Source organism: Polaromonas sp. 39-63-25, from assembly GCF_002278925.1.
Classification (GTDB): Bacteria; Pseudomonadota; Gammaproteobacteria; order Burkholderiales; family Burkholderiaceae_C; genus Polaromonas.
In genome coordinates, this window is the sequence record NZ_NCJH01000023.1 from 40,106 (window position 1) to 60,851 (window position 20,746).

Consider the following 20,746-nt stretch of genomic DNA (forward strand, 5'->3'; position numbering starts at 1 on the left):
TACGGTGACGTTTGAATACCCTGTTGGTATTGAATTGAGATACTTTTCAGGGTTTCATGAGTGCGGCAACGCGGGCACGCAGGATTTCAGGTTGCGCCTGGGCCAAGGGCATGGCGGGGCCGGCAGTGAGCCCCACACGGCTGAAGATGCCGCGCCTGAAAGGCCGCACCATGGCACCGCCTTTCTCAATGCGGCTGAAGAATGAGCCCCAGAGGTTGGTCAAGGCCATGGGAATGACGGGCACGCTGAGGCCGTCGCGGTCGGCGTTTTCCAGGATTTTCATGATGCCCCCCTTGAAGGGCTGGAGTTCACCGTCCTGGGTGATGCCGCCCTCGGGAAAGATCGCCAGCAGATCACCATTGCGCAGCACTTTGGCCGCCGCCTCGAAAGCTGCTTCATACGCCGCCGGGTCTTCGGCACGCGGGGCGATCGGTATCGCCTTGGCCAGCCGGAACAGCCAGCCGAGCACCGGCATTTTGAAAATGCGGTGGTCCATCACGAAATAAATGGGCCGCGGGCTGGCCGCCATCAACAGCACCGGGTCAATGAAACTGACATGGTTGCAGGTCAGCACGGCCGCGCCCTGCGCCGGAATGTTGTCGTCTCCCGTGACCTTGAAGCGGTAAATACAACGCGAGGCGATCAGCGCGATGAAACGCAGCAGGTACTCCGGCACCAGCATGAAGATGTAGAACGCCACCACCGCATTGGCCAGGCCGACGAACAGAAAGACCTGAGGAATGCTGAAGTCGGCCTTGAGCAGGGCGCCCGCGAGGATGGCGCTGACGATCATGAACAGCGCATTGAGAATGTTGTTGGAAGCAATGATGCGGGCGCGGTGGGTAGGCTGGCTGCGCAGCTGGATCAGCGCATACATGGGCACGCTGTACAGGCCCGCAAACAGGCTCAGCAGCGTGAGGTCCAGCAACACGCGCCAGTGCGCCGGCTGGGCCACAAAGGCGGCCAGTCCCATAATCGGTGAAGACGGCAGTCCACGCGAGGCGAAATACAGGTCGATCGCAAACACACTCATGCCGATGGCGCCCAGCGGCACCAGGCCGATCTCGACATGGCGCCGGCTCAGCACCTCGCACAGCAGCGAACCGGTGGCAATGCCGATGGAAAATACCACCAGCAGCAGGGAGGCCACCTGCTCATTGCCGTGCATCACCTCCTTGGCAAAACTGGGGAACTGGCTCAGAAAGACCGCACCGAAAAACCACATCCAGCTGATGCCCAGCATGGAGCGGAACACCACGATGTTGCCGTAAGCGAGCCGCAGGTTGTGCCAGGTCTCCGTGACCGGGTTCCAGTTGATCTTCAGGCCAGGGTCGGTGGCCGGCGCAGAAGGAATGAATTGCGCCACCACCCGTCCTGCCACGGCCAGCAATACGCAGGACAGCGCCACATACAGCGGACCGACCCCCGGCACGGCCACCATCAGCCCACCGACAATGTTGCCCAGCAGGATGGCGACAAACGTGCCCATCTCCACCATGCCGTTGCCGCCGGTCAGCTCGCGCTCGTTCAGGGCCTGCGGCAGGTAGGCGAACTTGACCGGGCCGAACAGCGTGGAATGCAGTCCCATCAAAAAAGTGCAGGCCAGCAGCAGCGGCACCTGCAGGTTCACGTCGCTGCTGAGAAAGCCGGCGGCGGCCACTGCCATGATCACGATTTCCAGATTCTTCACGAAGCGGATCACGCGCGTCTTTTCGTATTTGTCGGTGAGCTGCCCGCTGGTGGCCGAAAACAGCAGAAAGGGCAGGATGAACAGCGCGCCAATCACCAGCCCCGCCAGCGCGGGCGGCAACCAGCTCACGCTGAGCTGGTAGGTCACCATCACGGTGAAGGCGAACTTGAACAGGTTGTCGTTGGCGGCACCCGAGAACTGGGTCCAGAAAAAGGGGGCAAAGCGGCGCTGGCGGAGCAGCGCGAACTGGTTGGGGTACTCCTGGGCCTTGGGCGGGGATGCCTGAACGGTGGCTTCAACACTCATGATGGACTCCTCTTTTCAGTTTTGTTATGCAGCAGGCGTCGGGGACAGCCTGTCTGCTCCCTTAGAGCCTGCTCTGGAGGGTGAACCGGATTCTGCCCTGCTTTTCATGACAGCCATCAGCGCGGCAACAAGCGGCCAGGCGGCACAGCTGGCCACGATATGTTTAAGGCTGTGACCCGAAACGAGGTGCCCTGTCCACTCAAACACCTGATGGTCACCCAGTTCCAATACCTTGGCCAGGGCATACAAGGCGATCAGCAGCGACCAGCGGATGGGCAGGCCCCGGTGCGATGGCCCCGCACCGGCGGCTACGGGGCGCAGGCAGGCCAGTCCGACGATCAGCGCCATGCCGCCGAACTGCAGCACGCCCCAGGGCAACAGATTGCCTGACACCGCCCACACCTGGACAGACACCGGCCCCAGTACCAGCACCGCCGCTGCCAGTGCCACACCAGCCCGGGCACTGATGCCTTGACACGCAGCCAGGCCCAGCAGCCCGGCAAAGGCCAGCACCATGCCGCCGCGGTCCCAGAGCAGTCCCGCATTGTCTGGCTGCCAGTGGTACATCGCAGAGACAGCGGTGGTCACCATCAGGCCGCCAAAAAACAGGCCTGCCAGCCAGGCCACCGTCCTGTCCACCGCCTGCCGGCGGAGGGCCTGAACCAGCACACCCGCACCCGCCAGCCCCCACAACGCAAACGGCAGGTTGCTCAGCACATCCATGGCATGAGGCAGCGCGCCCCAGGCTCGCTGGTCGGCAAAGTCGTGGTAACGCGACGGCTGGAGCAGGGCTGGCCCGGCCACAGCCACCAGGGCCAGCAGCAGAACAACAAGCAGCAAGGCGCGTTCGCGCGGCCACGCCGGAGAGTGCGCGGGCCGCACCTCTTGCCGCGGCTGGGGGTGAAGGGTGTGTTGCATGACGATGGCTCCTGAAATATATGAGCCTGCAATGTGCGGTGAGGCACGCTCTCAAAGCATCAATATTCAGCCCGGTCTTTCCTTCTGGAACCAAAAGTATTGATAATTGATACCCATGAGCACCACCGCCGACCTGGTTCTTCTGCTGAAGAAGGAACTCAAAGCCGTCCACATGACCTATGCCGATCTCGCGGCCAAGCTGGGCATGGCGGAGTCCAGCGTCAAACGCATGCTGGCCAAAGGCGATATGCCGCTGTCGCGCATCGATGCGATCTGCCGCGCGCTGAAACTGGACTTTGCTGAACTGGCCAGGCGGGTGGCCGATGCCCAGCCATTGCTGGCCGAGCTGACGCAGGCCCAGGAAAAAGCCGTGGTGGCCGACAAGAAACTCCTGCTCACCGCGATCTGCGTGTTATCGCAGTGGACGCTGGAGCAGATCACGGGCAGCTACCGCCTGTCACAGGCCGAATGCGTCAAATACCTGGTGCAACTCGATCACATCGGCATCATCGAGCTCAAGCCGCAGAACCGCTACCGGCTCAAACTCGCCAAGACCTTCCGCTGGCGGCCGCACGGGCCGGTGATGGACTACTTCAGGGACAACGCCCTGCTGGACTACTTCTCGGGCGGTTTTGACGGCGGCGGAGAGGGGCTGCTGCTGGTGCATGGCTCCATCAGCCGCAGCCTCGCGCCGTCGTTTCTCGAACGCATGCAGCGTGTCGCGCAGGATTTTGCGCAGCAACACCAGGCCGACCAGAAGCTCGCCGAGAAAGACCGCGAAGGTTACACCCTGCTGCTGGCGATGCGCAGCTGGGAGTTCGAAGCGTTTGCGGCCTTGCGGCGATAAATTGGGCACACCCCTGTTGCCGCTCACTGCGTGTAGCGGCCTCTCCCCTTGCGGGTGATTGCGCCTGCAAACTGGCGGAGCCAAATCTGCGGTCCCTGCTGCGAGTGGGCCATGGCGCAGTCCCCCCTCAAAAAGCGACGCTTGTCACTCCGGGGCGGTAAACACCGTCAGCACGCCGGTGTAGCCATAGAGGTTGTGGCGTGCGATTTCGCCGCCGGCAAAAAACCCGACGAGCGGCACGTCGCCGAGGGCACGCCGCACAATCTGCAGCTCGGCGCTGGGCGCACCGAAGTGTGGGCCGCCGCGCCCGGCGCAGCTGATGTAGATCGCGCCGGCGATGCGCCGGGCCGGGTGCGGGGCCGATTCGGCTTCGGACGCGCTCAGCGCACTGGCGACTTCCAGCGTCAACTCCTCCGGCTCCAGTTCCTCGCGGATTTCGGCGCAGACGCGCACCAGGTCGGCGCGCGCCGCCTCGGCATTGCGTTCGCAAAAAGCCAGCCTCATGCCCGGGCTGGGCACCTCGGCAATGGCCACGCCCTGGCGCGCCGGGTCCAGGCCGATGATGTGGCGCACCAGCACATCGGCCCCGAACTGGCCCGGACGCCGGATCCGGCCGTCCTGCAGGGCGGCGTCAGCGCTGCTCAGCCCGACCAGCGTGGTCCGCACTTTTTCGAGCGCCTCGCGCGGCGCATCGAGCGACACACCGAGGTCGGCCAGCATCACATCGAGCGCGCTCCGGCCGTCCAGTTCCGTCACCACATTGGCGTCGCAGGCGGTGATCTCGTGCTCCCTTGAAACCGGCTGGCAGCCTTGCGTCACGCGCGACATCAGACCGGCGCCCTGGGCAAAGGCCACACCGCTCAGGCCGCCGCTGAACACCCCGCTGGCGGCACCCTGCCCCTTCACATTGCCGCTGCCGCTGAGTGCGAACTGGACCGCCTTGCTGCGGCTCGACGCCAGCCCGCCAAAGACATACCCGCTGCTGGTGCGCTGGGCCATCTCGGCGATCAGCTCGGCCACGTCGGGGGTGCTGGCGTCGGCATGCACCAGCGCGGTGTGCGCCTGGAAATGGCTGGCACCGGGCGGTGGCAGGGGCGACACGCCGGAAAACACGCGGTACTGGTCCGACGGCAGCTCGCACAGCATCACCGCCAGCGCCGGCTCGTCGAAATACTCGACATTGTTCGACGCGATGCCGATGCCGACCGTGCCCGCCCAGTCGGTGATTTCAGGCAGCTCGGCGCCCAAAAAATCCAGGATGTCCTGCGCCTGCGCGGTGTAGTGGTCGGTGATGTAAAGCAGGCCCAGGCCGGGCGAACTGGCATAACCGTGCAGGGCCATCTGCGCGCGCAACTGGGCCAGCACCAAGCCGGCCGCCATGCGCCATTGCGGGTGGGTGGCGTGGCCGTAGGGGAAAAGTTTCATGGTGTTGTCACGGTAGGTTGGCGCTGGCACACTGCCTCACCACTTGGGCAGCAATCGCTCTCCGGGAAGCACATCGTATGGCGAAGCCCAGCCGGGCAACCCACGCAGGCGCGCAAGCCACGCCTCGATGTGGGGGTATCGGCCGGCGACCTCATAGCCGCTTTCCTCCAGCGGATAAAACAAGTAGCCGCACAGCGAGAAGTCGGCGATGGTGGCCGCCCCGCCGACCATCCACTCGCGCGTCGCCAGATGTTTGTCGACGATGGCAAACGCGGCGTCCATCCGCGCGCGCAGCCAGGCCATCACGGCCGGGTCGGGTGCGGCGGGGCCGAAGGCCTTCATGAAGCGGTAGGTGGCGAAGTAACTCGTGAACTTGTGGTTGTCGAAAAACAGCCAGCGCAGCACTTCCAGCCTGTCATCTTCCGTGGCCCCTTCATACGCGCCATGTTTCTTCGCGAGGTAGCCCAGGATGACGCCCGACTGGGTGAGGCGGCGCGTGCCGTCTTCCAGCACCGGCGCCTCGCCCATCTCGTTGGTCTGCTCGCGCCAGGGCCCGGTGCGCGTGACGCCTTTCATGAAGTCCACAAAGACAGGCTCCCAGGGCTGGCCCAGGGCGCGCAGCAGGAATGCCACCTTGAAGGTGTTGCCCGACTGGCAAAAACCATGAAGACGGTACATGGGAACGCTTTCTCGCTTTCTTTCAGGTGACTGCCAGCCGGCCACCGGCCCGGCAGGGTTTCAACGCGTGGTCTTGCGCGCCGCCCGGCGCACCGGCGCCTTGGCTTTCGGCTTCGGTTTGGCCCGCGCCGCCGTTGTGGCCGCCGCCGGGGTGGGCCAGGCCTGGCTGCTGCGCAGGGCGCTGTCCATCGCCGAGCGGGCGCCCCGGGCCACGGTCTTGCCGGCGGAGTTGGCCATGCCCTTGGCCAGGTCCGTGGCCATGCCGGTGGCGGTTTTCATCGCGTCCTTGGCCAGGCCGGTGGCCATGTTCTTCGTCGTGCTCATGGCGGTTTTTTTGGCGGCGTCCTGCATGGCCGTGGTGGCGATGTTCTGGAACTGCTGCGTCAGCGCGCCCCACCACTGCATCGGGTCGACGACGCCAGGCGCAGCTTCGGCGGCTTTTTCAGCCTTGGGCTTCGAGGTTTTGGCCTTCGCGGGCGTTTCACTGTTCTGGTAACTGGTGGGCGGAACCTCCAGCCCCGAAAACGTCTTGGCCTTGTCGGCTACTTTCTGCACGCCGCCAGCCACCGTATCGGCGACCTTGAGTTTGAAAGCGTTGGCAACGTCGCCCATGTTGAAATTCATGCCCTTGAGCGTGGCCAGGGTCATCTTCTGGACTTCCAGCGCCTGGATGGTGGCCTTGAGCGCCATGGCGTTCTGGTCCAGCCAGAACTGGACGGCCTTGAGCTCCTCGATGCGTTTGTCGAGCTCCTCGACATTGAGCGTCGGCGCGACCCAGTTGCCCAGGTTGGGCAACTGGGGAATGCTTTGCGACGCGCTGCCGGCGGCCTGCTTGGCAAGGTTCTGCAAAAAGTCAAAGCCCGGAACCAGTTTGCCGAAACCGGCGAAGGATGGGTTGTCTGCGTCGCTCATGCTGTCTCCTGGTGTTGTAGGACGTGCCCGAAGCCCTGATGCAACACTGCACCTGTCTGCGGTTCACGGTGCTTTCATTGTGCAGGGTCGTGGCGGCGCGTCAACCCGTTTTTTTGCATACCTCTGGCGCAGCGCACCTGCCCGGGCCGCTCACCAGCTGCTTCGTCCTCACCTGCGAATCTTCAAGTAAAATCAGCCGCAAACCCTTGACTGACAGGCGTCACAAGCTATTGATTTAATAGCAAATCAGGCTTTCGGAGCGTAAGAAGGCGGGCGGCGCTCACGCAGGCTGGCCACACCTTCGCGCACGTCGGGGCCGGCAAAACCCATGAACTCCAGCGCCAGCGAGGCGTCGAAGGCCGGCCCGGCCTGGCGCAGCCAGTTGTTGAGCGCGTATTTGGTCCAGCTGATGGCGGTTTTCGAGCCGGCGGCCAGCCGGTCGGCCACCTCGTAGGCCTTGGGCAGCAGCTGCTCTTCGTCCACTGCCAGCGACACCAGGCCGATGCGTTCGGCCTCTTCGCCGCTGATCGGCTCGCAGAGCATCAGGTAGTACTTGGCCTTGGCCATGCCGCACAGCAGGGGCCAGATGATGGCGGCGTGGTCGCCGGCAGCCACGCCCAGCCGCGTGTGGCCGTCGACAATTTTGGCGCTTTTGGCGGCAATCGAAATATCGGCCAGCAGGCCTGCCACCAGACCGGCGCCGACCGCCGGCCCGTGCAGCGCGCTGACAATCGGCTTGTCGCAGTTGATCACGTTGTAGACCAGGTCGCGCGCTTCCTTCCAGACGCGGGTACGGGTTTCAAAATCCTCCGCCATGTCCTGCACCAGCGCGAGATCGCCGCCGCCGGAAAAACCCAGGCCTTCGCCGCGCAACACGGCGCAGCGCACCGAGTCGTCGCTGCCCACGTCGCGCCAGATCTGCGCAAGTTCCCGGTGGCCGTCGTGCCCGGCCGTCGGCAACTTGCCGTTGAGGGCTTTCATCTGGATATCCAGCACCGCCCCGCCGACGCCGCGGCGCGTGATGTGAAGGGTCTGGTAGGCGCTGTAATCCATAGTCTGGGCAGTCATGGTGTCTCCGTCAGGTGGCAAAAGGGATCCCCGAATTGTGCCCTGCACGGACCCGGAGCCGCCCGCTTGACCTTCATCAACCGGGGGCATGACGCCGTGGCGCATGATGGAGGCGAATACAAGAAGGAATGACCCATGGACAAACAACACAGCGCACCCTACCAACAGCAATTGCTGGACATGCGCACCGCCCTGCTCGCACAGATCTCGGAGCAGCGTGGCGGGACCGTCAGCCGCGCTGACGCCGCAGCCGACCATTTCGGCCAACCCGAGGACTCGCGTGCCCAGGTAGCCACCGAACGCGAACTCGAGTTCGCCTTGGGCGAGCGCGAAACGGCCGAACTCGCGGCGATCGACGCGGCACTGGCCCGCATCGAAGCCGGGACCTACGGCTTATGCACCGACTGCGGCGTCACCATTCCTGCCGCCAGGCTGCAGGCCAGCCCCGAAGCGTGGCGCTGCATCGCCTGCCAGGAAAAGGCCGAACAAACACGTCCGGCTTGACCCCTCTTTCTTTTTCTCTCTTTCTACCAAGGATTTCATGAGCACTTTTCACGCCGTTGTCTGGATCGACCAGTCCGAAGCCCATGTGGTGATGTTTGACCGCGAACACATGGAAGCCCAGCGCATCAAGTCGCGCACGCACCACAAACACCAGGGCAAGGCCGACGACAGCGCCGCCTTTTTTGCCGACGTCGCGCGGGCACTGAGCGGCACGCATGAAGTGCTGCTCACCGGCCCCGGCCTGGTGCGCAACCAGTTCCGCGACTGGTGCAGCAGCCACCTGCCGGCCGTGGCCGACAACGTGGTGGACTCGGTGGCTGCCGACCATCCGAGCGACCCCCAGCTGGTTGCACTGGCCCGCCAGTACTTCAAGAAGTTCGACAACATGGCGGCCGATCCTTCGATCGTCTGACCTGCGGATTTTTCGCCGGGACAGCACCCGGCGACGCACAGGCTGCTATCCTTGACCGGATGCGCAGCCTGTTTCATTTCGCCTTCAATGTCACCGACCTCGACGAGGCCCGCCGTTTCTACGGCGGCGTGCTCGGCTGCGCCGAAGGCCGCAGCACCGAGACCTGGGTCGATTTCGACTTCATGGGCCACCAGCTCTCGCTGCACCTGGGCCAGCCTTTCAAGACCGAACGCACCGGCCATGTCGGCGACACGCTGGTGCCCATGCCGCATTTCGGGCTGGTCCTGGCGCTGCCCGACTGGCAGGCCATGGCCGAACGCCTGCAGGCCGCGGGCACCGACTTCCTGTTTGCGCCGCAAGTGCGTTTTGAAGGCCAGCCGGGCGAGCAGTGGACCATGTTTTTCTGCGACCCGTTTGGCAACCCGCTGGAGATCAAGGGTTTCCGTGACCTTCAGGCCATTTACGCCTCATGAGGATGGGCAGTTGAGCACGCCGGCGCGCAGCGGGCTACCGGGGAGGCTCTTCAATCAAGCGGGGGCCCCGGATCTGGCTTTGCCAGTCCGCAGGCGCAGCGCCCCCTCGGGGGGCAGCGAACTACACGCAGTGAGTGAGCGTGGGGGCTGACATGAATTACACCTTTGCCTCGGCCACCATCCTGCTGCTCTTGATCACCGATCCGCTCGGCAACATCCCGATTTTTGCCAATGCGCTGCGCCACGTCGCGCCCGAGCGGCGCGCCTTCGTGATCCTGCGCGAGGTGCTGATCGCCTTTTTGCTGCTGCTGGCCTTCATGTTTGTCGGCGACCGCTTCCTGCGCGTGATGAACCTCAGCGAGTTGTCGCTGCAGATCGCCGGCGCGGTCATCCTGTTTTTGATCGCCCTGCGCATGATTTTTCCAGGCGGCCATCCGGTGGCGGAGCCGCTGCAGGGCGAACCCCTGATCGTGCCGCTGGCCATTCCGGCGCTGGCCGGGCCGTCGGCGCTGGCCACCGTGCTGCTGCTGGTATCGCAGGCACCGGCCCGACGCATGGAGTGGGTGGCGGCGCTGTGCGTGACCATGGCGGTGTGCGCCGTGGTGCTGGTGCTGGCCGAGCGCATCCAGCGGGTGCTGGGCGAACGGGTCGTGCTGGCTTTCGAGCGCCTGATGGGCCTGATCCTGGTGGCGATTTCGGTCGAGATGCTGCTGCGCGGCATCCAGCTGTTCATCGTCCAGACGCGCGCTGCGGGCTGACGGGCGCGCGGCCCCCGCCCTTTCTTATTTGACCAGTGCGGCCGGCACGATCTTCTGCTCAATCGCGCCGAAAATCAGCTCGCCGTCCTTGCCCTTCATTTCAATGCGGATGGTGTCGCCGTATTTCATGAAAGCCGTCGAAGGCTTGCCGTCCTGGATGGTCTCAATCGCGCGCTTTTCTGCGATGCAGCTGTAACCCTTGGGCCAGTCGGTCTTGCCCTTGACCTCGACACCCTTGTTGCTGACGGTGCCGGAGCCGATGATGGAGCCGGCGCGCACATTGCGGGTCTTGCAGATGTGGGCAATCAGCTGTCCGAAGTGGAAGGTCATCTCCGGCCCGGCGTCACACATGCCGACCTTGCGGCCATTCCAGGTGCTTTGCACGGTCAGGTTCAGGCGGCCGTGGTCCCAGGCGTCGCCGAGTTCGTCCAGCGTCACCGCCACCGGGCTGAAGGCCGTGGCCGGCTTGCTCTGGAAAAAACCGAAACCCTTGGCCAGCTCGTTGGGGATCAGGTTGCGCAGGCTCACGTCGTTGGCCAGCATCACCAGTCGTATGCCTTCGAGCGCCTGCTCGGGCGTGCTGGTCATGGGCACGTCGCCGGTGATGACCGCCACTTCGGCTTCGAAGTCGATGCCGTAGTCCTCGCTGGGGCAGACCACGTCGTCGCAGGGGCCGATGAAGTCGTCGCTGCCGCCCTGGTACATCAGCGGGTCCTTGTAGAAACTGTCGGGCACGTCGGAGTCGCGTGCCTTGCGCACCAGCTCCACATGGTTGATGTAGGCCGAGCCGTCGGCCCACTGGTAGGCGCGCGGCAGCGGCGCCATGCAGCGCGCCGGCTCGAACGGAAACGCGTGGCGTGCCTTGCCGTTGTTCAGCGTCTCGTACAGGTCCTGCAATTGCGGGGCGAGGAAGTTCCAGTCGTCGAGCACCTGCTGCAATTTGCTGGCGATGCCCGTCGCATAATGGGCCGTCGACAGGTCGCGCGAGACAACCACGAGCTGGCCGTCACGTGAGCCGTCTTTGTAGGTAGCGAGTTTCATCAGTTTCCTCTGTTCTGGGGGCCGGATGGGTGAAGCTGATTGCACCCTGCGTACACTCTGCGCTAGAGTTACGATAAGTGAAATCAATTTACCTAAATGTAATTTTTAATTTTAGTCGAATTCCATGAAAGAGCGCAAAACGCCGACCGAAAACTCGCCAGGCAGCCTGCCCGCCCAGCGTGCAGGCATCCAGTCTGTAGAGGTCGGCTTCAGCCTGCTGCAGGTGCTGGGCGCGTCACCGGGCGCGCTGATGCTGCGCGACCTGGCCGCTGCAGCCGGCATGAGTGCCGCCAAGGCGCACCGCTACCTCGTGAGTTTCCAGCGGCTAGAGCTGGTGACCCAGGATCCGGGCAGCACACGGTATGACCTTGGGCCAGCGGCCCTCAAGCTCGGCCTGGCTTCACTTTCACGGTTGGACAGCGTCAAGCTCGCACGCCAGCGCCTCGCGCCGCTGATGGAGCAGATTGGCCAAACCCTGGCGCTGGCGGTGTGGGGCAACCAGGGGCCCACCATCGTGCACTGGGAAGAATCGCCACAGGCCGTCACCGTCAATTTGCGCCTCGGCGACGTGATGCCTTTGCTGTCCTCGGCCACCGGCCTGTGTTTCTCCGCCTTCATGGCCCAGCCGTCTGCCGGGCGGCGGCACCCCCACGACCGTCTTGCCCCCTTGCTCAAGAACGAACTGGCACGCATGCACAAGCTCGCGCGCAAGGATGTTCCCCAAACCATGGCCGAGGTCACGGCGGTACTGGAAGAGGTGCGCCGGCGTGGCCTGGCCCGCGTGGTGGACACCTTGCTGCCCGGAGTGGCCGGATTCTGCGCGCCGGTGTTCGACGCCGACGGGCACCTGGTGCTGGGCGTGGTGGCGATGGGCTCGCTGGCCAGCTTCGACCCGGCCTGGGACGGCGCCGTAGCCCGGCCGCTGGCAGCTGCCGCACGGCAACTTTCCGCTGATCTGGGATTCACAGGGGCATGAACACCCCGACCGCCCGGCAGGCCCCAGCGCTGCCGGCGCGACCCCTGATCGCCCTGACCGCGCTGGTGATCCTGGCCCATGTCCTGCTGCTGCAGGCGGCGCCGCTGGCATGGGGGCCGGTGCCCGACCCGCAGGCGACCGCGCCACGCCCCTTCATCACGCGCACGCTGGAGATCAAGCCGGAACCGGTCGTGACCAGTGCGCCCGCGGCCACGCCGGTGCGTCCGCGCCCGGTCCGGCGTCGCGCCCCTGTTTCGCAAGCAAATCGGGCACCAGCCCCCGTTTCGACAGCGCCAGCAGCTATCGAATCGATAGCGCCATCAGCCGATGACAGCACAAGTCCGGTCGACCCCCAGACCCCGCCACCAGAGGTCACCGCAACCACCACCGAACCGGTCGCGCCCACGCCCGTGGAAGCAGCGCCGCCTCCAGACGCCAGCACGGCCCTGACCATCCCCGGCTCGGTGCGCCTGAAATACGTGATGACGGGGCGATCAAAAAACATGAACTACAGCGCCTTTGCCCAGCTCGACTGGCTGCAGGACGGCCAGACCTATGACGCCAAGATGGTGGTCAGCGCCCTGTTCCTGGGATCGCGCAGCATGACCAGCAGCGGCCGCATCACCGCCGACGGCCTGGCGCCAACGCGTTTTCTGGACAAGTCGCGCAGCGAACGCGCGGCGCACTTCGAGGAAGACAAGGGCAAGATCAGCTTCAGTGCCAACACGCCTGACGCCCCTTGGCTGCGCGGCGCGCAGGACCGCCTCAGTGTTTTCCTGCAACTGGGCAGCCTGCTCGCCGGCGCCCCGGCCAGCTACCCGGTCGGCAGCAGCGTGTCGCTTTACACCGCCGGCCCGCGCGACGCCGACACCTGGACGTTCACGGTCGAGTCCGAGGAAACCCTCCAGTTGCCCGCCGGCGAGGCTGCCACGCTCAAGCTCACGCGCAAGCCGCAGCGCGACTACGACCAGACCGTCGAAATCTGGTTCGCGCCCTCCATGGACTACCTGCCGGTGCGCAGCCGCATCACCCAGCAGAACGGCGACTTCGTCGACCAGCAACTGCGCGTGGTCGAGAAACCCTGACATCCGCAGGCGCCAGCGCGTCTCTTTCCTTCACGATGTGATTTTTTTGGCATTTCAGGGATTAACCCTGTGGCTCTTGAACTCCGCCCAGCCGTTGATATATAGATACAAGAAAAGAAGGAAACCACACCATGCAAATGCTCTACGACTCCGAATCCTTTGCGGTGGTGCAGATTCATGCCAACGCCCCAGAGGAGTCTGCGCCCGCCCCGGCCGTGCCCCAGCTCGTGCGCAACGGCTTTGAAATTGTCGACAAACGCTCCGGCAAGGAGGTCTATCTGGACGGCTCCTGGGCCGAACTGTTCCAGCAGCGCCTGAACGTCTGGCAGAAAAACACGCCGACGCAGGAAGAAGTCGAGGACATGCTCGAAAGTTATGCCGAACTGGCGCACACGCCGGTGGGACTGCACTGAAGCGGCCTGAGTGCCCATGCCTTGGTCGCCACCCGGCGGATGGCCGGCAACTTCCGGCAAGCTCCAGAATGGAAGACGCGGACTCAGTCCGCCGGATACAGCCAGCGGTACAGCGGCGCCACCAGAATGAGCACCGCCACGAGCCGGCACACCTGAAACGCCGTGACCACCGGCACACCGAGCTGCAGCACCTTGGCGGTGATGGCCATTTCGGCGATGCCGCCCGGGGAGGTCCCCAGAATCAGCGTGGCCAGCGGCAGGCCGGTGACCCATGCCAGCAGTGCGGCGAAGCCGCTGCAGAGCACCAACATGCCCAGGGTTCCCAGCACCACCGAGGCCATCCAGCGCGGCGCCGCGTGCAGAAAGGTCGGTGAAAACCGCACGCCCAGCCCCACCGCAATCAACAGTTGCGCGGTGTTGGTCAACCAGGGCGGAATGCCCGACAGATGCAGGCTGGCCATCGTCAGGCCCATGGTCACCAGCAGCGGCCCCATGAACCACGGGTTGGCCCGGCCCAGCCGCAGCATCAACCAGGCACCCGCGGCGGTGGCCAAGGCCAGCGCGGCCAGGCCAGGCACGTTCACCGCGCGCAGCACCGGCGGGTTCAGATCCAGGCCATGCAGGCCGCTGAACTGCATCGCAAAAGGAATGCTCACCGTGACCAGCAGCAGCCGCAGGCTGTGCGAGGCCGCCACCAGGTCGGTGCGCGCATGGGCACGTTCAGCCAGCAGGGTCATCTCGGAAGCGCCGCCTATGGCACCCGCGAAATAACTGGTGGCACGCATCGCCGGCGCCGGCACGCCGGGCATGCGCGGTGCATTGACACGGTGCAACCAGCCGCCGAAGGCCAGGCCCAGCCCCAGCGCCCAGGCAATCGCCAGGGCGATGGCCCACCACAGGCTGCCCACCAGCGCGGTCACCTGCGGCGTGAAATAGAGGCCCAGCGCCGTACCGATCACCCATTGGCCGGTGTTGTTCAGCGGCCGCCAGCTGGCAGTCGGCGTGCCGGCGATCGAGGCGCAGGCCGTGGCCAGCAGCGGGCCAATCATCCACGGCAGGGGCGTGCCGATCCAGACACAAAGCCATGCGCCAGCCAGCGCCAGCAACAGGGTGAAAACAACATGAAAGGGCTTGAGACGCATCCCGAAAAAAAAAAAGCAAGAGGCAAGAGGTGCGGGGCATGGGCCGGCAGGCAACCGCCGGTTTTCAGATGGGGCTAGTATCGCCTTGACCAACACCATGAACACCACCATCCCCACCTTCCCGAAACCGCGCCGGGGCCTTGCCGTCCTGGTCCCGCTGCTGATCATGCTGCTGGCCGCCTGCGCCAGAGTGCCAGAACCCCGGCTGTTTCCGCATGCGCCCAATGACATCACGGCACGCACCGAGGCCCTGCTGCCTGCCGACGTGATCCTGCTCGGCGAACAGCACGATGCATCCGACCACCAGGACATTCAGCGGCAGGTCATCGAGTACCTGGCGGTGCGCGGCCGGCTGGCCGCCGTGGCATTGGAGATGGCAGAAGCCGGCACCAGCACCGCGGCCCTGAAATCGAACAGCACCCAGCTGCAGGTGCAGGCCGCCCTGGGCTGGAACAACAAGAGCTGGCCCTGGGCGGCCTACGGCCCGGCGGTGATGGCGGCCGTCAAGGCCGGCGTGCCGGTGCTGGGCGCCAACCTGCCGGCAGCGCAGGTACGAGAAGCCATGGCCGACAGCCGACTGGACCAGCCCCTGCCCGGGCCCGCGCTCAAGGCCCAGCAGCAGCTGATACGCATCGGCCACTGCGGCTTGTTGCCGGAGGACCGCATCTCCCCGATGACACGCGTCCAGATCGCGCGCGACATCCGCATGGCGCGCACGCTGCAGCAGGCGGCCCTGCCCGGAAAGACAGTGGTGTTGCTGGCCGGCAGCGGCCACGTCAACCGCACGCTGGGTGTGCCCCAGCATCTGCCGCCCGGCCTCCATGCCAAGGCTGTGCAACTACGCGCCGGTCCGGCAACAAACGCGCCGGATGCGCGCCAGGAGGCCGAAAACAGGGCAGCGTTTGACGCCGTGTGGCCCACCCCGGCCGTGCCGGAGCAGGACTACTGCGCAAGTTTGAAGGAGAAGCCCGGGGCGAAATAGCCCCGGCCCCTATCGCGCCCTCAGGCGTTCTTTTTGATGGCGTCCGCCACCACACTGACGATGCGCTCGATGTGCTCTTTTTCCACGATGTAGGGTGGGCAGATCACGATGTTGTCGGCCGCCGGGCGCACCAGCACGCCGTGTTTGAAGCAATCCATGAAGATGTCGTAGGCGCGTTTGCCCGGCGCACCGGCGATGGACGCCAGCTCCACCGCACCGGCCAGGCCCAGGCTGCGGATGCCGACCACATTGGGCAGACCCTTGAAGCCGCTGTGCATGGCGTCGCCAAGCACGGTGCCCATCTGTCCGGCGCGTTCAAACAGCTTTTCTTCCTTGAACAGGCCCAGCGTGGCAATGGCCGCGGCGCAGGCCACCGGGTGGCCCGAGTAGGTGTAGCCGTGGAAAAACTCCACCGCATGCGCCGGGCTGTCGGCATTGGCTTCCATCATGGTGTTGTAGATGCGGTCGGTGCAGATCACGCCGCCCAATGGAATCACGCCGTTGGTCACGCACTTGGCGAAGTTCAGCATGTCGGGCACCACGCCGTAATAGTCGGCGCCGAAATTCGTGCCCATGCGGCCGAAGCCGGTGATGACTTCGTCAAAAATCAGCAGGATGCCGTGTTTGTCACAGATCTCGCGCAGGCGCTTGAGGTAGCCCTTGGGCGGCAGGTACCAGCCGGCGCTGCCGGCCACCGGCTCGACAATCACCGCGGCGATGTTGCTCGCGTCGTGCAGCGGCAAAATGCGCTGCTCCAGCTCCAGCAGGATGTCTTCTTCCCAGACCGGCTCGGCGCCATGGATGTAGGCGTGTTTGACCGGGTCGTGGATGAAGCGCATGTGGTCCACCCGGGGCAGCAAGGCCGAGCCGTATACCTTGCGGTTGGCCGGAATGCCGCCCACGCTCATGCCGCCGAAACCGACGCCGTGATAACCCTTTTCGCGGCCGATGAAGACATTGCGGTGGCCCTCGCCGCGTGCGCGGTGGTAGGCCAGCGCCACCTTGAGCGAGGTGTCGGCCGCTTCCGAACCGGAATTGCAGAACAGCACCTGGTTCAGATCGCCCGGCGCCATGCCGGCAATCAGGTCGGCGGCCTTGAAGGCCTGGTCGTTGCTGGCCTGGAAGGCGGTCGCGTAGTCCAGCGTGTCGAGCTGCTTCTTGATGGCTTCGTTGATCGGCTTGCGGTTATGACCGGCGCCCACGCACCACAGGCTGGAGATGCCGTCGAGCACCTGCTTGCCGTCGTGTGTCGTGAAAAACATGCCGTCGGCTTTCACAAAAACCCGCGGGTCTTTCTTGAAGCTGCGGTTCGGCGTGAACGGCAACCACTGGTGGTCCATATTGAAATCTTGATAGGCCATGGCGAAATCTCCTGCTAGAAAAATGGGCAGCCGGGTTTTGGCGCTAGTACTGCAGCACGGAAGTAGCGAAACAAAATGAAAGTGATGGCTTCGTGCCCAGGGCAAGGCGCCAGCGGCAGCGAAGGCTGTACGCCTTCGCAAGGATGGCAACGCCGCCATGGGTGCGAAGGCGCGCTTTCATGTTTCGATATTTTCGGGTTGCAGTACTAAGTCATGCATTCTGGCACTCCCGGCGACAATGTGCTTTCCGGCAAGCACCTGGCGGCCGGCCACCTGCGACAATTCATCCCCCATGAGCCCTACTTATATCCTCACCCTGTCCTGCCCCGACCGCCCGGGCATTGTTCATGCGGTTTCCGGCTTTCTGTTCGAACGCGGCGGCAACATCCTGGAAGCGGCGCAGTTCAGCGACGACAAGCGCGACGACCCGGCGGCCGATGCCACGGGCCTCTTTTTCATGCGCGTCAGTTTTGCCTGCGACCAGCTCTCCTATGAAGAACTCAGGGAACAGGTCGGCGTGCTCGGTGTGCTGTTCGACATGCGCTGGGGCCTGCACCAGACCACCGAGCCCATGCGCACCGTGCTCATGGTCAGCAAGGAAGGGCATTGCCTGAACGACCTGCTGTTTCGCTGGAAGTCCGGGCTGCTGCCGCTGGACATCCGCGCCATCGTCTCCAACCACCGCGATTTTTACCAGCTGGCTGCCAGCTACAACGTACCCTTCCACCACATTCCGGTCACGGCCGCGACCAAGGAAAAGGCCGAAAAGAAACAGTACGACATCATCGAGGCCGAAGGCGCCGAACTGGTGGTGCTGGCGCGTTACATGCAGATCCTGAGCAACGACCTGTGCAAAAAGCTGGCCGGCCGTGCGATCAACATCCACCACTCGTTTCTGCCCAGCTTCAAGGGCGCCAAGCCTTACTACCAGGCCCACGCCCGCGGCGTGAAGCTGATAGGCGCCACCGCGCACTACGTGACGGCCGACCTCGACGAAGGCCCGATCATCGAGCAGGACGTGGCCCGGGCCGACCACAGCAAAACGGTAGAGGCCCTGACCGCCATGGGGCGCGACACCGAAAGCCAGGTGCTGGCGCGCGCCGTGCTCTGGCACAGCGAACACCGCGTGCTGCTCAACGGTCACAAAACCGTCATATTTAAATGACTGCAGTTTGAGAAATGGCGACAGCCGTCCGCATCCCGCCCATCCAGTGCCTGCTGACCTTTGAGACGCTGGCGCGGCTGCGCAGCGTCACGCAGGCGGCGGAGGAGCTCAACGTCACCCCCAGCGCGGTGAGCCACCGGGTCAAGCAGCTCGAACAGATCATCGGCACCAAGCTGTTTGGCCGGGCCGACTTTTCGCTGACCACCGAAGGCAGCGAATACCTGGCCCACGTGCGCGAGGGTCTGGCAACGCTGCAGAAATTCCCCGGCACGGCCGGCCAGAGCGGCAACCCCGGCAAACGCAAGCTGCGCCTGGCCGTCACGCCGACCTTTGCCCGATCCATCCTGATCCCGCGCCTGCGCCAGTTCACCGACGCCTACCCCGAGATCGACCTGACGCTGCAGGTGTCCATCCCGCTGCTGGACGTGGTGGCGGAAGACGCCGACCTGATCGTGCGTTTCGGCACCGGGCGGTATGCCGACCTCGAACACGTCTGCCTCATGAAGGACGAAGTCACGCCGCTGGCGTCGCCCGCCTACGTGCGCGAGCACGGACCGTTCGACGCGGCGGAAGACCTCGACGGCGAGGCCTTGCTGCGCTCGCCGCTGGAGCCCTGGCGCACCTGGTTTGCCGCCCATGGCCTGGACTGGGCCGAACCGGTCGATGGCTCGCAGTTCAACGACATCGGCCTGATGTGCGACGCGGCTGCCGCCGGCATGGGTGTGGCGCTGGTGCGTCTGAAGCTGGGCGCACCGTGGCTGGAACACGGCTCGCTGGTGCGTCTGTACGAGCGCAACGTGCCCAGCCCGCATGCCCACTACCTGTGCTGGCGCACCGGCATGATGGACCGCTGGGAGTGTGCCGCCTTTGCCGACTGGCTGAAAAAATCGGTCGCCTGACCGTCTGATCAATTTTTTAATGCATTTTAGGCCTCCAGCCCTTGAAGGGCGGGCGCAAGCCGCTATCCAATTCATAGCGCTCCGGCTTTCACAAAAGATCGCCATTTTCTTCACGCCACAGTCGCGCGCTTTGCATTAAAGTGCTTTCATCCCGGCGCCAAGCCGTGTTTCACCCTGAAGGCCGCCCATGAACGCTCCTCTCGACTCCCGGCAGCAGCACCTGCTGGAACGCTCCGACCGCCAGGCCCAGGTCGTCGCCGCGCTGCAGGCCGTGCTGCCGGCGCATGCGCTGCTCTGGAACAGCGAAGACACCACGCCTTACGAGTGCGACGGCCTGACCGCCTACCGCGAGCGGCCGCTGGTGGTCGCCCTGCCCGAAACTTATGACCAGGTGCAGGCGGTGCTGAAAACCTGCCATGCGCTGGAAGTCCCCGTGGTGGCACGCGGCGCCGGCACCGGCCTGTCCGGCGGCGCCATGCCGCACAAGCTGGGCGTGACCCTGTCGCTGGCCAAGTTCAACAGGATCCTGAAGATGGACGCAGCCAGCCGCACGGCCGTGGTCCAGGGCGGTGTGCGCAACCTCGCCATCAGCGAAGCTGCCGCGCCGCTGGGCCTGTACTACGCACCCGATCCGTCCAGCCAGATCGCCTGCACCATAGGCGGCAACGTGGCTGAAAACTCGGGCGGCGTGCATTGCCTCAAGTACGGCCTGACCCTGCACAACGTGCTCAAGGTCAGGGGCTTCACGATTGAAGGCGAGGCGGTGGAATTCGGCAGCGACGCGCTGGACTGCGCCGGTTACGACCTGCTGTCGGTGGTCATCGGCAGCGAAGGCATGCTGGCCGTCACCACCGAAGTCACCGTCAAGCTGGTGCCCAGGCCGGTGCTGGCGCGCTGCATCATGGCCAGCTTCGACGACCTGCGCAAGGCCGGCGACGCGGTGGCGGCCGTAATCGCCGCCGGCATCATTCCAGCCGGGCTGGAGATGATGGACAAACCCATGACCGCGGCGGTCGAGGACTTTGTGCACGCCGGTTACGACCTGACGGCCGAGGCGATTTTGCTGTGCGAAAGCGACGGTACGCCGGAAGAAGTCGAGGAAGAAATCGGCCGCATGAGCGCCGTGTTGCGCAACCACGGCGCCACGGCGATTGCGGTCAGCCAGAACGAGGCCGAACGCCTGCGCTTCTGGAGCGGGCGCAAGAACGCCTTTCCGGCCAGTGGCCGCATCAGCCCCGACTACATGTGCATGGACTCGACGATTCCGCGCAAACGCCTGGCCGACATCCTGCTGGCCATCCAGCAGATGGAAATCAAGTACGGCCTGCGCTGCGCCAATGTGTTCCACGCCGGCGACGGCAACCTGCACCCGCTGATTCTGTTCGACGCCAACGACGCCGACCAGTTGCACCGCTGCGAGCTGTTCGGCGCCGACATCCTGGAGACCAGCGTGGCCATGGGCGGCACGGTGACCGGCGAACACGGTGTGGGCGTGGAAAAACTCAACTCGATGTGTGTGCAGTTCTCGGCCAGCGAGAACGAGCAGATGTTCGGTGTCAAGCGCGCGTTTGACCCGCAGGGCCTGCTCAACCCCGGCAAGGTGATCCCGACGCTGCAGCGCTGCGCCGAGTACGGGAAAATGCTGGTGCGCGGAGGCAAGATGTCGCACCCTGATCTCCCGAGGTTTTAGC

The 20,746-nt window shown here is 64.7% G+C and carries 21 protein-coding genes; 12 read left to right on the forward strand and 9 right to left on the reverse strand.

The features are described from left to right. Positions 1-46: 46 nt before the first annotated feature. Both B7X65_RS20275 and B7X65_RS20280 read right to left on the reverse strand, forming a co-directional pair. Positions 47-1,996 carry an MFS transporter gene (locus B7X65_RS20275; protein WP_293596086.1) on the reverse strand — a complete coding sequence of 650 codons (1,950 nt, stop codon included), beginning with the start codon at positions 1,994-1,996 and terminating at the stop codon, positions 47-49. Between the two features lie 24 nt (positions 1,997-2,020). Further along, positions 2,021-2,914, reverse strand: a complete 894-nt coding sequence (locus B7X65_RS20280; protein ID WP_293596087.1) for a hypothetical protein — start codon at positions 2,912-2,914, stop codon at positions 2,021-2,023. 115 nt (positions 2,915-3,029) lie between these two features. On the opposite strand from B7X65_RS20280, the gene B7X65_RS20285 reads away from it, so the two are divergent. Continuing rightward, on the forward strand, positions 3,030-3,761 hold the full coding sequence (locus B7X65_RS20285) for a helix-turn-helix transcriptional regulator (protein ID WP_293596088.1): 732 nt from the start codon (positions 3,030-3,032) through the stop codon (positions 3,759-3,761). 144 nt (positions 3,762-3,905) lie between these two features. On the opposite strand, the gene B7X65_RS20290 is transcribed toward B7X65_RS20285, so the two are convergent. From B7X65_RS20290 to B7X65_RS20305, 4 genes are all read right to left on the reverse strand, one after another. Next, positions 3,906-5,186 carry an FIST N-terminal domain-containing protein gene (locus B7X65_RS20290; RefSeq protein ID WP_293596089.1) on the reverse strand — a complete coding sequence of 427 codons (1,281 nt, stop codon included), beginning with the start codon at positions 5,184-5,186 and terminating at the stop codon, positions 3,906-3,908. A 36-nt stretch (positions 5,187-5,222) separates the two neighbouring features. Further along, positions 5,223-5,864, reverse strand: a complete 642-nt coding sequence (locus tag B7X65_RS20295; RefSeq protein ID WP_293596090.1) for a glutathione S-transferase family protein — start codon at positions 5,862-5,864, stop codon at positions 5,223-5,225. A gap of 60 nt (positions 5,865-5,924) precedes the next feature. After that, the gene (locus B7X65_RS20300; RefSeq protein WP_293596091.1) at positions 5,925-6,776 is read right to left on the reverse strand and encodes a PhaM family polyhydroxyalkanoate granule multifunctional regulatory protein; all 852 of its coding nucleotides are present in this window, start codon (positions 6,774-6,776) and stop codon (positions 5,925-5,927) included. 246 nt (positions 6,777-7,022) lie between these two features. Further along, positions 7,023-7,829 (reverse strand): enoyl-CoA hydratase/isomerase family protein, encoded by an 807-nt coding sequence (locus B7X65_RS20305; RefSeq protein WP_293596127.1) that lies wholly within the window; start codon positions 7,827-7,829, stop codon positions 7,023-7,025. A 150-nt stretch (positions 7,830-7,979) separates the two neighbouring features. On the opposite strand from B7X65_RS20305, the gene B7X65_RS20310 reads away from it, so the two are divergent. The 4 genes from B7X65_RS20310 (at position 7,980) to B7X65_RS20325 (ending at position 9,991) form a co-directional block, all read left to right on the forward strand. Next, positions 7,980-8,348 carry a TraR/DksA family transcriptional regulator gene (locus B7X65_RS20310; protein ID WP_293596092.1) on the forward strand — a complete coding sequence of 123 codons (369 nt, stop codon included), beginning with the start codon at positions 7,980-7,982 and terminating at the stop codon, positions 8,346-8,348. Positions 8,349-8,385: 37 nt separating this feature from the next. Then, positions 8,386-8,760 (forward strand): hypothetical protein, encoded by a 375-nt coding sequence (locus tag B7X65_RS20315; RefSeq protein WP_293596093.1) that lies wholly within the window; start codon positions 8,386-8,388, stop codon positions 8,758-8,760. 59 nt (positions 8,761-8,819) lie between these two features. Beyond that, complete coding sequence (locus B7X65_RS20320) at positions 8,820-9,233, forward strand: VOC family protein (RefSeq protein ID WP_293596094.1); 414 nt, start codon at positions 8,820-8,822, stop codon at positions 9,231-9,233. A 152-nt stretch (positions 9,234-9,385) separates the two neighbouring features. Next, positions 9,386-9,991, forward strand: coding sequence for a MarC family protein (locus tag B7X65_RS20325; protein WP_293596095.1), 606 nt, complete (start codon positions 9,386-9,388; stop codon positions 9,989-9,991). 24 nt (positions 9,992-10,015) lie between these two features. On the opposite strand, the gene B7X65_RS20330 is transcribed toward B7X65_RS20325, so the two are convergent. Beyond that, positions 10,016-11,032, reverse strand: a complete 1,017-nt coding sequence (locus B7X65_RS20330) for a fumarylacetoacetate hydrolase family protein (protein ID WP_293596096.1) — start codon at positions 11,030-11,032, stop codon at positions 10,016-10,018. A 166-nt stretch (positions 11,033-11,198) separates the two neighbouring features. Between B7X65_RS20330 and B7X65_RS20335 the strand changes: the two genes are divergently transcribed. The 3 genes from B7X65_RS20335 to B7X65_RS20345 all read left to right on the forward strand — a co-directional run bounded on the left by B7X65_RS20335 (position 11,199) and on the right by B7X65_RS20345 (position 13,506). Continuing rightward, a complete protein-coding gene (locus B7X65_RS20335) occupies positions 11,199-12,008 on the forward strand; it encodes an IclR family transcriptional regulator (RefSeq protein WP_293596128.1) in 810 nt (269 codons plus the stop codon). Continuing rightward, positions 12,005-13,093 (forward strand): DUF3108 domain-containing protein, encoded by a 1,089-nt coding sequence (locus B7X65_RS20340; protein WP_293596097.1) that lies wholly within the window; start codon positions 12,005-12,007, stop codon positions 13,091-13,093. The genes B7X65_RS20335 and B7X65_RS20340 overlap by 4 nt, the downstream gene beginning before the upstream one ends. 131 nt (positions 13,094-13,224) lie before the next feature. Further along, positions 13,225-13,506 carry a DUF3567 domain-containing protein gene (locus B7X65_RS20345; RefSeq protein WP_293596098.1) on the forward strand — a complete coding sequence of 94 codons (282 nt, stop codon included), beginning with the start codon at positions 13,225-13,227 and terminating at the stop codon, positions 13,504-13,506. Between the two features lie 83 nt (positions 13,507-13,589). Here the strand turns inward: B7X65_RS20345 and B7X65_RS20350 are convergent, their stop codons facing one another. Beyond that, positions 13,590-14,648, reverse strand: coding sequence for an AbrB family transcriptional regulator (locus B7X65_RS20350; RefSeq protein ID WP_293596099.1), 1,059 nt, complete (start codon positions 14,646-14,648; stop codon positions 13,590-13,592). Positions 14,649-14,745: 97 nt separating this feature from the next. Here B7X65_RS20350 and B7X65_RS20355 point away from each other — a divergent pair, with 97 nt between their 5' ends. Further along, complete coding sequence (locus B7X65_RS20355) at positions 14,746-15,630, forward strand: ChaN family lipoprotein (protein ID WP_293596100.1); 885 nt, start codon at positions 14,746-14,748, stop codon at positions 15,628-15,630. A 20-nt stretch (positions 15,631-15,650) separates the two neighbouring features. Here the strand turns inward: B7X65_RS20355 and B7X65_RS20360 are convergent, their stop codons facing one another. Further along, complete coding sequence (locus tag B7X65_RS20360; RefSeq protein WP_293596101.1) at positions 15,651-16,991, reverse strand: aminotransferase class III-fold pyridoxal phosphate-dependent enzyme; 1,341 nt, start codon at positions 16,989-16,991, stop codon at positions 15,651-15,653. 292 nt (positions 16,992-17,283) lie between these two features. Between B7X65_RS20360 and purU the strand changes: the two genes are divergently transcribed. The 3 genes from purU (at position 17,284) to B7X65_RS20375 (ending at position 20,745) form a co-directional block, all read left to right on the forward strand. After that, positions 17,284-18,156 carry a formyltetrahydrofolate deformylase gene (purU, locus tag B7X65_RS20365; RefSeq protein ID WP_293596102.1) on the forward strand — a complete coding sequence of 291 codons (873 nt, stop codon included), beginning with the start codon at positions 17,284-17,286 and terminating at the stop codon, positions 18,154-18,156. 14 nt (positions 18,157-18,170) lie between these two features. Continuing rightward, positions 18,171-19,055 carry a LysR substrate-binding domain-containing protein gene (locus tag B7X65_RS20370; protein WP_293596103.1) on the forward strand — a complete coding sequence of 295 codons (885 nt, stop codon included), beginning with the start codon at positions 18,171-18,173 and terminating at the stop codon, positions 19,053-19,055. Positions 19,056-19,242: 187 nt separating this feature from the next. Continuing rightward, the gene (locus tag B7X65_RS20375; RefSeq protein ID WP_293596104.1) at positions 19,243-20,745 is read left to right on the forward strand and encodes an FAD-linked oxidase C-terminal domain-containing protein; all 1,503 of its coding nucleotides are present in this window, start codon (positions 19,243-19,245) and stop codon (positions 20,743-20,745) included. Position 20,746 lies beyond the last annotated feature (1 nt).

Excerpts from the sequence above, each read along its gene's own strand:
- B7X65_RS20275 (WP_293596086.1), bottom strand. The coding sequence starts at position 1,996 with ATGAGTGTTGAAGCCACCGTTCAGGCATCCCCGCCCAAGGCCCAGGAG.
- B7X65_RS20280 (WP_293596087.1), bottom strand. The coding sequence starts at position 2,914 with ATGCAACACACCCTTCACCCCCAGCCGCGGCAAGAGGTGCGGCCCGCG.
- B7X65_RS20285 (WP_293596088.1), top strand. The coding sequence starts at position 3,030 with ATGAGCACCACCGCCGACCTGGTTCTTCTGCTGAAGAAGGAACTCAAA.
- B7X65_RS20290 (WP_293596089.1), bottom strand. The coding sequence starts at position 5,186 with ATGAAACTTTTCCCCTACGGCCACGCCACCCACCCGCAATGGCGCATG.
- B7X65_RS20295 (WP_293596090.1), bottom strand. The coding sequence starts at position 5,864 with ATGTACCGTCTTCATGGTTTTTGCCAGTCGGGCAACACCTTCAAGGTG.
- B7X65_RS20300 (WP_293596091.1), bottom strand. The coding sequence starts at position 6,776 with ATGAGCGACGCAGACAACCCATCCTTCGCCGGTTTCGGCAAACTGGTT.
- B7X65_RS20305 (WP_293596127.1), bottom strand. The coding sequence starts at position 7,829 with ATGGATTACAGCGCCTACCAGACCCTTCACATCACGCGCCGCGGCGTC.
- B7X65_RS20310 (WP_293596092.1), top strand. The coding sequence starts at position 7,980 with ATGGACAAACAACACAGCGCACCCTACCAACAGCAATTGCTGGACATG.
- B7X65_RS20315 (WP_293596093.1), top strand. The coding sequence starts at position 8,386 with ATGAGCACTTTTCACGCCGTTGTCTGGATCGACCAGTCCGAAGCCCAT.
- B7X65_RS20320 (WP_293596094.1), top strand. The coding sequence starts at position 8,820 with ATGCGCAGCCTGTTTCATTTCGCCTTCAATGTCACCGACCTCGACGAG.
- B7X65_RS20325 (WP_293596095.1), top strand. The coding sequence starts at position 9,386 with ATGAATTACACCTTTGCCTCGGCCACCATCCTGCTGCTCTTGATCACC.
- B7X65_RS20330 (WP_293596096.1), bottom strand. The coding sequence starts at position 11,032 with ATGAAACTCGCTACCTACAAAGACGGCTCACGTGACGGCCAGCTCGTG.
- B7X65_RS20340 (WP_293596097.1), top strand. The coding sequence starts at position 12,005 with ATGAACACCCCGACCGCCCGGCAGGCCCCAGCGCTGCCGGCGCGACCC.
- B7X65_RS20345 (WP_293596098.1), top strand. The coding sequence starts at position 13,225 with ATGCAAATGCTCTACGACTCCGAATCCTTTGCGGTGGTGCAGATTCAT.
- B7X65_RS20350 (WP_293596099.1), bottom strand. The coding sequence starts at position 14,648 with ATGCGTCTCAAGCCCTTTCATGTTGTTTTCACCCTGTTGCTGGCGCTG.
- B7X65_RS20355 (WP_293596100.1), top strand. The coding sequence starts at position 14,746 with ATGAACACCACCATCCCCACCTTCCCGAAACCGCGCCGGGGCCTTGCC.
- B7X65_RS20360 (WP_293596101.1), bottom strand. The coding sequence starts at position 16,991 with ATGGCCTATCAAGATTTCAATATGGACCACCAGTGGTTGCCGTTCACG.
- purU (WP_293596102.1), top strand. The coding sequence starts at position 17,284 with ATGAGCCCTACTTATATCCTCACCCTGTCCTGCCCCGACCGCCCGGGC.
- B7X65_RS20370 (WP_293596103.1), top strand. The coding sequence starts at position 18,171 with ATGGCGACAGCCGTCCGCATCCCGCCCATCCAGTGCCTGCTGACCTTT.
- B7X65_RS20375 (WP_293596104.1), top strand. The coding sequence starts at position 19,243 with ATGAACGCTCCTCTCGACTCCCGGCAGCAGCACCTGCTGGAACGCTCC.